This window comes from Haloarchaeobius pelagicus (assembly GCF_051207375.1).
Taxonomy (GTDB): Archaea; Halobacteriota; Halobacteria; order Halobacteriales; family Natrialbaceae; genus Haloarchaeobius.
Genome location: NZ_JBPJZD010000001.1, coordinates 442,083 through 454,196, shown reverse-complemented (window position 1 = coordinate 454,196; position 12,114 = coordinate 442,083). Strand labels below are relative to the sequence as shown.

12 protein-coding genes are annotated in these 12,114 nt (G+C 64.6%); 8 read left to right on the top strand and 4 right to left on the bottom strand.

What is annotated here, in order from left to right; translation table 11 throughout:
- Positions 1-107 precede the first annotated feature (107 nt).
- Positions 108-854, top strand: coding sequence for an IclR family transcriptional regulator (locus ACSC1S_RS02415; protein WP_435363003.1), 747 nt, complete (start codon positions 108-110; stop codon positions 852-854).
- Positions 855-970: 116 nt separating this feature from the next.
- On the opposite strand, the gene ACSC1S_RS02410 is transcribed toward ACSC1S_RS02415, so the two are convergent.
- Positions 971-1,183: a hypothetical protein gene (locus ACSC1S_RS02410; RefSeq protein ID WP_435363002.1), complete on the bottom strand. Its 213-nt coding sequence runs from the start codon at positions 1,181-1,183 to the stop codon at positions 971-973.
- 271 nt (positions 1,184-1,454) lie between these two features.
- On the opposite strand from ACSC1S_RS02410, the gene ACSC1S_RS02405 reads away from it, so the two are divergent.
- Positions 1,455-2,660 carry a CBS domain-containing protein gene (locus ACSC1S_RS02405; RefSeq protein WP_435363001.1) on the top strand — a complete coding sequence of 402 codons (1,206 nt, stop codon included), beginning with the start codon at positions 1,455-1,457 and terminating at the stop codon, positions 2,658-2,660.
- 421 nt (positions 2,661-3,081) lie between these two features.
- Here the strand turns inward: ACSC1S_RS02405 and ACSC1S_RS02400 are convergent, their stop codons facing one another.
- A complete protein-coding gene (locus ACSC1S_RS02400; RefSeq protein ID WP_435363000.1) occupies positions 3,082-3,510 on the bottom strand; it encodes a DUF7539 family protein in 429 nt (142 codons plus the stop codon).
- Between the two features lie 241 nt (positions 3,511-3,751).
- Here ACSC1S_RS02400 and ACSC1S_RS02395 point away from each other — a divergent pair, with 241 nt between their 5' ends.
- The 5 genes from ACSC1S_RS02395 to ACSC1S_RS02375 all read left to right on the top strand — a co-directional run bounded on the left by ACSC1S_RS02395 (position 3,752) and on the right by ACSC1S_RS02375 (position 9,292).
- A complete protein-coding gene (locus tag ACSC1S_RS02395; RefSeq protein ID WP_435362999.1) occupies positions 3,752-3,940 on the top strand; it encodes a hypothetical protein in 189 nt (62 codons plus the stop codon).
- 89 nt (positions 3,941-4,029) lie between these two features.
- A complete protein-coding gene (locus ACSC1S_RS02390; protein WP_261650184.1) occupies positions 4,030-4,938 on the top strand; it encodes an RIO1 family regulatory kinase/ATPase domain-containing protein in 909 nt (302 codons plus the stop codon).
- 348 nt (positions 4,939-5,286) lie between these two features.
- Positions 5,287-6,522 (top strand): trans-sulfuration enzyme family protein, encoded by a 1,236-nt coding sequence (locus ACSC1S_RS02385; protein ID WP_435362998.1) that lies wholly within the window; start codon positions 5,287-5,289, stop codon positions 6,520-6,522.
- A 47-nt stretch (positions 6,523-6,569) separates the two neighbouring features.
- Positions 6,570-7,829, top strand: coding sequence for an MFS transporter (locus tag ACSC1S_RS02380; RefSeq protein ID WP_435362997.1), 1,260 nt, complete (start codon positions 6,570-6,572; stop codon positions 7,827-7,829).
- Positions 7,830-7,879: 50 nt separating this feature from the next.
- The gene (locus ACSC1S_RS02375) at positions 7,880-9,292 is read left to right on the top strand and encodes an aryl-sulfate sulfotransferase (protein ID WP_435362996.1); all 1,413 of its coding nucleotides are present in this window, start codon (positions 7,880-7,882) and stop codon (positions 9,290-9,292) included.
- Here ACSC1S_RS02375 and ACSC1S_RS02370 read toward each other — a convergent pair.
- Entirely contained in the window at positions 9,289-9,870 is a 582-nt protein-coding gene (locus ACSC1S_RS02370; protein WP_435362995.1) for a DJ-1/PfpI family protein, read from the bottom strand. The genes ACSC1S_RS02375 and ACSC1S_RS02370 overlap by 4 nt on opposite strands.
- A gap of 52 nt (positions 9,871-9,922) precedes the next feature.
- Here ACSC1S_RS02370 and ACSC1S_RS02365 point away from each other — a divergent pair, with 52 nt between their 5' ends.
- Positions 9,923-10,945, top strand: coding sequence for a deoxyhypusine synthase (locus tag ACSC1S_RS02365; RefSeq protein ID WP_435362994.1), 1,023 nt, complete (start codon positions 9,923-9,925; stop codon positions 10,943-10,945).
- 7 nt (positions 10,946-10,952) lie between these two features.
- Here the strand turns inward: ACSC1S_RS02365 and pdhA are convergent, their stop codons facing one another.
- Complete coding sequence (gene pdhA / locus ACSC1S_RS02360) at positions 10,953-12,056, bottom strand: pyruvate dehydrogenase (acetyl-transferring) E1 component subunit alpha (protein ID WP_435362993.1); 1,104 nt, start codon at positions 12,054-12,056, stop codon at positions 10,953-10,955.
- Positions 12,057-12,114: the final 58 nt, after the last annotated feature.

Sequence of the window (12,114 nt, the reverse complement as noted above, 5' to 3'; positions counted from 1 at the left end):
ACCACGATATCCGCCCAGTCCGAGGAACGCATTCAACATCATTTATCACCGAGTTTCGTTCACCGACCGTGAACGGTTTTATGTGGGGAGGGTGTTTCATGAGACCCATGGGAGAGTATCCGGTGGGTGCAACCGCCACGACGTTCCGCGTCGTCGACGAACTCACGAGGGTCGAACGGGCAGGCGTCACCGAACTCGCCGACAGGCTCGACCTGTCGAAAGGCGGTGTCCACAACCATCTCCGGACGCTGGAGCAGCTGGGATACGTCGTCCGAGAGGACGGCGAGTACCGTCTCGGGTTCCGATTCCTCGACCTCGGCTCTCAGATACGCGCACGTGAGAGACTCTATCAGGTGGCCCGCCCCCACGTCGAACGGTTGGCCGAGTCCAGCGGGGAGACGGCAAGCCTCGTCGTCGAGGAGCAGGGCGAAGCCGTCTACGTGTTCAGTGCCGGCTCCGACGTGGACGACCCGATCCGAGACGGCGGCCGGGCCCCCCTGCACGCCTGCGCCGGGGGGAAGGCGATACTGGCCAACAAGCCGGAACGTGAGCGCGACGAACTCCTCGGCGACGAACTCGCGCCGCGGACAGAACGCACCACCACGGACCGGGACGACCTCGCCAGCCAGCTCCGGACTGCACGGGACCAGCGGCTGGCGTTCGACCGGGGCGAACTCCGCCCGGACCGTCGGGCCGTGGCCGCACCGATACTCACCGACGCGGACGTGGTGGTCGGTGCAGTGAGCGTCTCCGGTCCGACCGAACGGATGAGCGGGAAACGACTCGACGAGGACATGCCGGGGCTGGTCATCAGCTGTGCGAACAGCGTGACCGTCGAATTCGTATCGAGTTGAGCGTTTCGTTTACTATTAGTGAATAAGCTGTTTTAGAGTGTTCAGAGGCGTTATGGGGCACTTCTGACGAACCGAACTCGACTAGGATTCCGACCAGATAGCTACTCGGTTCACGATTAGTGAACATAAACCCGCATTCGCGGCGAAAGCCACGATATCATATTTCGCACATATATCCGGCCGAGCATTGCGTTCTCCGGGCAGCAGAACCCCGAGAACTCCGCGCCTCGCTGGTTCCCCACCACGAGGAACGTGTTCTCCGAGGAGTCGAGTCTCTCGGCCCCGACGCGCCACCGGACTCCCGGTGTCTCCGGGTCGTCGGTCTCCACCTGGGTCGTCGGTCACTACGCTGCCCCTGCACGGTGGTATCGCGACAGTTGCACACTCCAACCCGTCCCGACCGATGGCCGCCAGCCCGGACCGACCCGCGTCGGCGACGTCGTCCAGATGGGACACGGCGTTCTGGAACCGCCTCGGGCAGAGACTGGTCGCCCTTCAGCCATTTCTGCTGGCCTTTCGATAGTAATTATCTCTGTAGAGGGACAAAACAAGGAAGGTAGCTATAACCGTCTCGCACCCGTCGGGGTAACTAGTTCTAAGATGAATATCTCAGATATCCTTTCAACGAAGTTCACTGAATTCGACATTGGGACACCGCTGTCGAAGGTCGCCGGAGCGTTCGAGAACCAAGAGCTCGATTCGGTCATCGTCACAGACGGTGAGGAGTATCAGGGCGTCGTCAGCCGGCGACAACTGGCCTCGTCGTCGAACCAGCCCTCGGCGAAGGTCGGCTCACAGGTCCAGCACGTCCCGACCGTCGACCGCACCGAGGACGTCCGCGAGGTCGCTCGGCTCATGATCGGGAGCGACGCGAAAACGCTCCCGGTCCTGCGTGACGAACAGATCGTCGGCGTCGTGACTGCCGACGCCGTCCTGAAGGCGGTCCGCCCGTTCCTCGACGCCGTAACGGTCGAGGACGCCTACACGACGAAGCTCATCAGTGCGACTCCCGAGACCACGCTCGGGCAGGCACTCAACACCCTTCGCGAAGCACGTATCGCACACCTTCCAGTCGTCGACGAGGGCGACCTCGTCGGGATGGTGAGTCTGTACGACGTCATCGACTTCACCACTCGCGGCGGCCGGAAGGCCCACGGCGGAACGACGGGGGCCGGCGGTCGCGGGAGCCGCCGTGGTCAAACCGGTGGTGGCGGCTCACGCGGTGGGGATACCGAACGAATGCTCGACCTTCCCGTGCGAAACGTGATGTCCGACACGGTCGCAACGGTCCGACGAAACGCACCGCTCGACGACGTGGTCGAAACGATGTTCGACCGGGAGATCTCCTCGCTGGTCGTCATCGACGACGAGAGCAACGAACCGGTCGGAATCATCACGAAGACCGACGTCATCGAGGCACTCACCTGGGAACGCGACGACCGGCAAGCCGTTCAGGTGTTCGGTCTCGACCTGCTCGATGAGATGGACTACGACGACGTGGCCGCGCTCATCGAGGACATGTCGGCGAAGTACGGTAAGATGACCGTCATCAAGGCCAGCATCGAACTCGACGAGCACAAAGAGCAGAGCCGGGGGGTCCCGCTGGTGCTGGCACGGATTCGACTGGTCACCGACCGGGGGTACTTCACCGCCGACGGAGAGGGGTACGGCGCTGCACACGCACTCCGCGTCGCCGCGAACGCCGTCGAGCGACAGCTGCTGAAGGGGAAGACCTACCACAATGGGCAGAAGCACCGCGACGACGACGAGCAGGAGAAACTGTACGGTTGGTGGCTCGGCGCGTAACGGTCTCGCCCAGCACAGCGGTATCCGGGTGAATCCCTGCTGTCAGGAACGTGAGAGACGTGGGCGGTACCTTCCAGAACAGGTATGCGCTGATACGTGGGCCCAGCCTAGGTTACGGACGATGCCAACGTACCGCCACGGAACGAAGTCGTTTATCGACTTCATGAGTACCTATCTTCAGGACCACCCCAAACGCTGTCCGACGTGTGACAACCAGGCCCGTTCCCGGTCGGAATGGCGAGTCGAACGGCGCGACGAGGACGGTCTTCACTTCGTACACACCTGTCCAGTCTGTGGTACCGAAGAAGACGTATTTCTCGACCTCGCACCGGAACACGAGCGAACCAGGCAACGATGAGATAGCCCAGGCGTGTGTCCCCGAGCGCTGACCGGCCACACGAATCCGAATCGGGATGTCGTACTATCGCTGTTTCTCCCTCACGTACTCGTCGAGTTGCTCTTCGATGAGCGTCGAGACGCGCTCGCTGTACGTCCAGAGCGCTGCGTTGAGCCGCTCTTCGGCGTCGTCGTCGATACCGTCTGGGCCTCGGAGAACGGAGTCTTTCGTAATCTGTGGATGATACACACAGATGACGCCGATAGAGGCACTCGAACTCGACGTCCCAGCCGTGTGTATCCCGTACTGGTCGGTGCCCCAGACACCGTCACCTCCCTGTCGTTCCAGTGCGGAGTCGATGGCGTCGAGCAGCTGCAGGTCCTCGGGAGCGAGAAGTGGGTCGTCGCCCTCGAACAGTTCGGCGTACGCCTGTGTCCGGGCACTATTCGTCCAGTCGACCAGCTGCGCACGGGCTTCGATGACGAGCTGGCGCTCGTCCGGGAATTCGACCATATCGCTAGTAGGTCGTCTACACGAATCAGCGTTCGTACTGGACCCAGCCGATAGATTCCGAAGAGTTCGGCTGGTGCCCTGAACACCACCCGACGCAGGACGGGGAGGAAGGGAGGTTCGCACGTCACGATAGGCGACTCGCCAGACGGTCTGTAAACACGGTCGCCAGATCACTACTCCCTGTTCGCAACCGAGCGGTATCCAGCCGTCACGTTATGCTCGCTGCTCGCTAACACTCGGTATGGCGACAATCGTCTATCAGGGGGCAGACGAGATGGTGACGGAACACGTGGACGACGAGGACCTGAACTACCGTGAGGACCACTGGCAGATTCACCAGGGGAACGATAATTACGTCTACGTTCCTCGTGAGCGCGTCTACACGGTGACCATGACAGACCCACACTCGATACTCGACGAGGACCGATAGGCGGATTTCGTATCGCAAGATACGATTTATCCTATATATCGACGCCGACGCGCGGGGCTTTTACCGCCCGCCCGGCTACACCACCGCATATGGTACAGAACGTCGCCCCCATGATGCCCGACCTCGAAGCCGAGGACTTCTATCTACTCTCGGGCGTCGAGCAGGGGATGCGATTCTCCGAGTGGGTCCAGCGCGAGAAGATCCCGAAGTTCTCGAGACTCACCATCGAGAACGTCGACTATCGGCTGGACCGCTGTCTCGACCGCGGCCTGCTGGAGCGAAAGACCATCCAGTACGAGGGGTACAAGCTCACCTTCGAGGGGTACGACGCGCTCGCGCTGCACACCTTCGCCGAGCGAGACACCATCCAGGGCTTCGGCTCCTCCCTCGGCGTCGGCAAAGAGTCCGACGTGTTCGAGGTGCAGTCGTACAAACCGCTGGCGCTGAAGTACCACCGCGAGGGCTTCACCAACTTCCGCGAGGTGATGAAAGAGCGGGACTACACCAGCGACCGCGACCACGTCTCCTGGCTCTACACCGCGCGCAAGGCGGCCGAACGCGAGTACGAACGACTCGAAGAGCTCTATCCCGATGTCTCGGTCCCCCGCCCCATCGACCAGAACCGCCACGCCATCGTGATGGAGAAGATGGACGGAGTCGAGCTCTCGCGCGCGAAACTAGAATCCGAACAGGTCGTCGGTGTCCTCGACCTCGTGGTCCGGGAGATGGCGACCGCCTATCGAGAGGGGTTCGTCCACGCGGACATGAGCGAGTACAACGTCTTCGTCTCGGAGTCGGGGGTCACGGTGTTCGACTGGCCCCAGGCCGTCCCGACCGACCACGACAACGCCGACGAGTTCCTCGAGCGCGACCTGCGCAACATCGTCGGCTACTTCCGGCGTAAGTATCCCCAGGAGGTGCCCGACGTCGACGTGCCCGCCGTCGCCGACGCCATCACCGCCGGCGAGTTCGAGTCGGTCCGCCAGCACAGCGACTGAGCGCCCCGCTTCTGCCGTTTCGTGTCGCCAGCACCGGGAGCGATGCGACCGCGCTGCGACCTGTATAAACCAGTATGCGCGATATCAAATCGTCGTCTCGTGGGAGACCAACGCCACAGCAAGCGCTGGGCCGGAGCGACCGGTGTACCGGCGCGTGAAGGCCTGCAAACCCGGGGCCCAGCGCGTCACCAGCGACGAGGGAACCACCAAATCTGACAGTCGATGAACACACGCGGTGCGAGCATAGACACCACATAACAGGCCAGATACGCCCGAATAATAAACCAAATCGTGAAAATTACTAACAGATGAAAAGTTATTAGGCAAAACTGACCGTCATCGTCAACCATGAACGACGGGGAGCACCCAGGCCGTTTCGAGACGCTTGCAGTCAGCCACGGTGAGAAGCCCACACCCGGCGAACCCCAGGTCGGGGACGTGGTCTCGCCCATCCACCTCGCGTCCACCTTCGCACTGCCGGGGCTCGACACGAGCATGAGCCTCGAAGACATCGACCCGGACAACGGCGAGTTCGTCTACTCGCGGCTGTCCAACCCCACGCGCCACGCGCTCGAGAAGCGTCTCGGGGCGCTCGAAGGGGGGAAGCACGCCTTCGCGTTCTCCTCCGGGACGGCCGCCATCGCCTCGGTCGTCATGTCGGTCGTCCGCCCCGGCGACCACGTGGTCGCCTTCGACGACCTGTACGCGGGCACCCGCCGGATGTTCGAGGACCTCTTCACCTCGCGCCTGAACGTGGACGTCTCCTTTGTCGACGCCACCGAGACCGCGAACGTCGCCGACGCGATCACCGACGACACCACGATGGTCTGGATGGAGACGCCGACCAACCCGCGGATGAAGATGTGCGACATCGGGGCCATCGCTGAGCTGGCCGACGACGCGGACGCGGTGTTCGGTGTCGACAACACCTTCATGAGCCCGTACTTCCAGAGCCCGCTCGACCTCGGGGCCGACGTGGTCGCCCACAGCACCACGAAGTACCTCAACGGCCACTCGGACTCGGTGGGCGGTGCGGTCATCATGAACGACGACGAACTCGCCGACCAGCTCACCTTCATCCAGCAGATCGGCCTCGGTGACATGCTCTCCCCGTTCGACAGCTACCTCCTCATGCGCGGCATCAAGACGCTCCCCCTGCGCATGCGCCAGCACGAGGCGAACGCGACGGTCATCGCGGAGTACCTCGAGGACCACGACCTCGTCGAGAGCGTGTTCTACCCCGGCCTCGAGAGCCACCCGCAACACGACCTCGCGAACGAGCAGATGCACGGCTACGGCGGCGTCCTGAGCTTCGAACTGGCGGGTGACATCACCGACGCGAAGGCGTTCCTCGAATCCCTGGAGGAGTTCACGCTCGCGGTCTCGCTCGGGGGCGTCGAGTCCCTCATCGAACTCCCCGCGGGCATGACCCACGAACCGCTCCCGAAGGCAGAGCGCGAGGCCCTCGGCATCACCGACACGCTGGTCCGCGTCTCCGTCGGTATCGAGCACATCGACGACCTCATCGCCGACCTCGACCGCGGCTTCGACGTGCTCGCGGACCGGGTCGCCGTGACGGCCTGATTCACGAACCGGAATCGACTTGTTTCGGACTGCCGGAGCCTCGGGCAGTGACCGACGACTCTCGCTTCTACGCGCTCTACCTGACCCGTTTCGCGACCGGGTTCGGCCTCGTCACCCTGTCGACGCTGCTCCCGTTCTACATCAACATCTTCGACCCGTCGGGCCTGGTCGTCGGCCTGTTCATCTCGGGATTCACCATCGCCCAGACGGTGGCGGTCGTCCCCCTCGCGTGGGCCGGTGACCGCTACGACAAGCGTGACGTGTTGCTGTTCAGTCTGGTGGTCAGCCTCGTCGCCTACCTCGGGTTCGCGGCCATCTCGATATTCGACGGCGCGAGCCTGGAGTTCATCCTCGTCCGGGGGATACAGGGTATCGCCGTCACCGGGTCGGGCCTCATGTCGCTCTCGATGGTCGGCGAACTCGCCGCCCACGACGAGCGCGCGAACTACATCGGGAAGGCGAACGCGTGGCGCTTCGCGGCCGCCATCCTCGGAGGTATCGCTGCCGGAATTCTCTACGAGCAGTTCGGGTTCACGCCCATCTACGCCATCATCGTGGCGCTGATGGCCGTCGCGACCGTCGGCGTCTGGTACAGTCTCGAGCCCGACGACACCCGTATCGAGGGGTTCCCGTTCTCCGACCTCGCGCTCAACGACCGCATCCTCACCCTGACCGGCTTCCGAGCACAGTACGCCGTCGCGGTGACCCTCGTCCGGACGTGGGTTCCCATCTACGCCGGGGTCGCGGCGGCACAGGGTGGCCTCGGCTACACCGAAGCCGGTCTCGCCGTGGCCGTCGTCCTCACCTCCGAGAAGCTGACGAACATGCTGCTCCAGCCCTACACCGGCACGCTCTCGGACCGGTTCGGCCGGTCGCTGTTCGTGCTCGTCGGGGGGTCGATGTACGCCGCGGTCGCGGTACTCGTCCCGTTCTCACCCGCGGTTGGCACGGCGCTCGGACTGCCCGCCGTGTATCCCATCGTGGGCGAACTGTCCGCGGCCTTCCCGGTCCTCGTCGGGCTGAACATGCTGCTCGGGATTGCCGACTCCTTTCGCGAACCGGCGAGCATGGCGCTGTTCGCCGACGAGGGCACCGACGGCGCGGGGGTGGCGTCGAGCTTCGGCGTGCGCGAACTCGTCTGGCGGCCGGGCAGCGTCGGCGCGCCGATGCTCGGTGGCTTCCTGATGACCCAGGTCGGCATGCAGTGGGTGTTCTTCGTCGGCGGGGCCGCGGCGTTCACGGGCGTGCTCACCTTCTTCGGCTCCCTCTGGTACACCCAGGGTGCCGGGGCCATCACCGAGTGGTGAGCGATGCGGGGTTCGTAAGATACACTTAATCGCTCCCCTGAGTGGCGTTCGTGCGACAGCTCCCCGCCATCGACTCCCGGATTCTCCGTGCCCTCGTGGTCGTCCTCGTCCTCGCGCTCTTCGCCCCGGCGGTGGTCAGTGCGGTCACGTTCGACCCCGCCGACCAGCCCTCGCTCCAGCGCGGAACGGTGACCAGCACCGCCGACGACACGACGGTCGTGAGCGTCCAGGGGTTCACCTTCCGCGCCTCGACGAACGACAAGAAGCCCGCCCGTCTCGTGGCCGCCGGTGAACGCGGCCTCACGGAGTGGGTGTACAACAGCAGTGCAGGCAAGAACGCGTGGTTCTTCGACGTGGACCCGCTCCCGAACGGGAACCTGCTCGTCGTCTCACCCCGGGCGGGTGAGACGCTCATCTACGAGTTGAACCCGGAGACCCGCGAGCGCGTCTGGCAGGAGCGCTTCCCGTTCGAGGACACCCACGACGCGGACATGCTGAGCGAAGACGAACTCGTCATCTCGCACATGCGCGCTTGGGACGGCGAGAACGGAACGAGCGCCGACGAGATCGTCGTCTACAACCTGACGACCGACGAGGTGACCTGGCGGTGGCAGTACCGGGACCACTTCCCCGCGGACACCGACGGCGGGATGAACGCGGACTGGTCCCACAGCAACGACGTCGACGCCCTCGGTGACGGACGACTGCTGCTCTCGCCGCGGAACTTCGACCAGGCGGTCATCGTCGACATGGAGACGAAGAACATCACCATGCGCCTCGGCTCTGACGACGACCACTCCGTCCTGAACGAGCAGCACAACCCCGACTTCATGGTGAGCGACGACGGGACCCCGACGATGCTCGTCGCCGACTCGGGGAACAATCGCGTCGTCGAGTACGCCTACGAGGACGGCGAGTGGGTCCGCACCTGGACGATCGGCCAGAACACGCTCAACTGGCCACGTGACGCCGACCGGCTCCCGAACGGGAACACCCTCATCACGGACACCCTCAACCACCGCATCCTTGAGGTCACGCCCCAGGGAGAGGTCGTCTGGGAGTACTACGCGACGTGGGGGCCCTACGACGCCGAGCGACTCGGGACCGGCGACGAGTCGGTCCAGGAGGGGCCGACCATCCGCGACATGAACGCGAGTGGCACCTACTCCATCACGGGCAGCGCGAACCTCGTCGCGGGTGGCGGGGACAGCGTCACCTTCCGGACCTCGGTGCAGGCCGCCTTCGCGGGCACACCGCTGTCGGGGTACGCGACCGAGTTCGCCACGATGTGGGGCCACTACGCGCCGTGGATCAGCCCCATCTGGATGACCGGCTGGGAGATGTTCTCCTGCATCCTCGGCGCGCTCTTGCTCGTCGGGTGGATGGGGAGTGAACTATCGCTGGCCACGTACCGGGTCGCGACCAGTCGCCGGGAGCAGCCGGCCGAGTCGGTCGGCGATTAGACCCGCGGCTGGTACTCCATCTCGTCCGCGACCGCCTCGCCGATTCCCTCCTCGCAGTGCGTTCTGACCAGGTAGAGCGCGAGGTCCAGCCCGGCCGTCACCCCGCCCGCGGTCAGTACGTCGCCGTCGTCGACGATGCGGTCGTTGCGGACGTCGGCGAACACGGCGAGCTCCTCTTTCGCGCTGTGGTGGGTGGTCGCCGGCCGGTTGTTGAGGAGGCCCGCGGCGGCGAGCAGCATCGCGCCGGTACAGACGCTCGCGACGGTCGTCTCCTCGTGAATCTCTGCGAGCAGGTCGGGGATCTTCCCGGACTCGAACTCCCGGCGCGCACCGGGTTCGTCCGGGTCGGTGTTCCAGCCACCGCCGGGAACCAGGACGAGGTCCGCCTCGTACTCCTCGAGCCGCCCGTCGGGCGCGACCGTGAGGCCGTGACTGGCGGTGACCGTCGAGACCGGGTCGACCGTCCGCAGGGAGGCCTCCATCTCCCCGCCGAGGTCGCCGGCGGTCTGGAACACTTCGTAGGGGCCGACCGCGTCGAGTTCGTCGAACCCGTCGTACAGCAAGATAGCGATTCGCATACCCCCAGCTAAGAGTGTAAGCCTCTTATCGGTCCGGTTCGAGTATGCCCACATGAGCGACGACGACACCAAGAACAACGTCATCCCGGGCTCCGAGGAGGAGCTCGACACACCCGACGTGCGCGGCTACGATTACGCGGGCGAGTTCGACCTCGGCGAACTCCTCGAAGCCTACGCGACCACCGGCTTCCAGGCGACCCACCTCGCCGAGGCCGTCGACATCGTGAAACGGATGCGCGACGAGGGCGCGACCATCTACCTCACCTACACCTCGAACATCGTCTCTTCGGGGCTTCGCGAGACCGTCGCGTACCTCTGCCGCGAGGACCTCATCGACGTGATGATCACGACCTCCGGCTCCATCACGGAGGACGTCATCAAGACCGAGAAGCCGTTCAAGATGGGCGAGTGGGACGTCGACGAGGCCGCGATGCGCGAGCGTGGCATCAACCGGTTAGGCAACATCTTCGTCCCGTCGGACCGCTACGTCTGGCTGGAGGAGTACCTCAACGACTTCTTCGAGGACTTCTTCGCCGAGAAGAAGGTCCGTACGCCGGTCGAGTTCTCGCGCGAACTCGGGAAGACACTCGACGACGAGGACTCCATCCTGAAGAACGCCGCCGACAACGACATCCCCATCTTCTGTCCGGCGCTCACCGACGCCGAGGTCGGGAACTTCCTCTACTACTACAAGCAGGGCTACGACTCGGACATCGGCATCGAGATCCTCCAGGATTACGACGACCTCATCGAGGAGGGGCTGCTCGCGAACAAGACCGGCCTCATCGTCCTTGGTGGGGGCATCCCCAAGCATCACGCCATCATGACGAACCTGTTCCGCGGCGGCGCGGACTACGCGGTGTACGTCTCGACCGGTGTCGAGGGCGACGGCTCGCTCTCGGGTGCACCGCCGGACGAGGCCGTCTCGTGGGGGAAGATCAAAGAGGAGGTCACGAACCACGTCGAGGTCAAGGCCGAGGCGACGCTGGTCACGCCGCTACTCGTCGCGGAAGCCTTCCAGAACTACGAACCCGAACCGCAGGAAGAAGCCGAAGCGGTCGCGGACGACGACTGAGTCCGCTTCAGTCCTCCAGCAACGCGTCGTCACCGAACTCTTCTCTGAGCGATTCGAGGTACGCCTGCTGCTCGCGGAGCTTCTTCGGCTGGTCGGCGTACACGTGTTCGAAGATGTGTCGCGGGTCGGTCGTCGCCGCCTCGGCCTGCTCGACCGCCTCGTTCAGCCGGTCCTCGATGTCCTGTTCGATGGCGTCGACGTCCTCCTGGTCGAGCCGCCCGGTCTCGAGCATGAACCGCTCGAACCGCGGGACCGGGTCCATCTGTCGCCACTTCTCGGTGCGTTCCTCGTCGCGGTAGACCCCGGGGTCGTCGGAGGTCGAGTGTGCGCCGAGGCGGTACTGGAACGCCTCGATGAGCGTCGGCGCGGGCTCGTCGCCCGGGTTCTTCGCCTTCTGGACCGCGTCGCGGGTGACCTCGTAGACGGCGATGGGGTCCATCCCGTCGACCCGGACGCCCTCGAACCCGTAGGCGACGGCCTTCTGGGCGATGGTCGCGCTCTTGGTCTGGTTCTCGCGCGGCACCGAGATGGCCCACTGGTTGTTGTTACAGAAGAAGATGACCGGGGCGTCGAACACGCCCGCGAAGTTCAGCCCCTCGTGGAAGTCGCCTTCCGAGGTCGCGCCGTCGCCGAAGTGGACGAGTGCGGCACGGTTGTCGCCCTTCAGCTTCGCCCCCCACGCCAGCCCGGTGGCGAGGGGAATCTGCGTCGCGATGGGGTTCGTGACCGTGAACACGTTCCGCTCGCGCAGGGCGGCGTTGCCCGCCTCCGACCCCATCCAGTACTCGAGGTTCTTCGACATCGAGACGCCGCGGGCGAGCATCGCCCCGTTCTCCCGGTAGCTCGGGAACAGCCAGTCCTCGTCGTCGAGGGCGTGGACGCTCGCGACCTGTGCACCCTCCTGCCCGTAGATGGGCGGGTAGGTGCCCATCCGGCCCTGTCGCTGGAGCGCGACGGCCTTCCGGTCGAAGCGCCGCACCAGCTTCAGGTCCTCGTACAGTGCCAGGAGCGTGTCGTCGGAGAGAGACACCGACGCCCCATCGACGACCGAACCGTCACGGTCGATGATGCGATGCAGGTCGTCGGGTTGGTCCGAGACGAGTTGAGACATGGAACTGGTTGAACCGACGGCCGATTCCGCGATAAAGATGACGACAGATTCCGGCGGG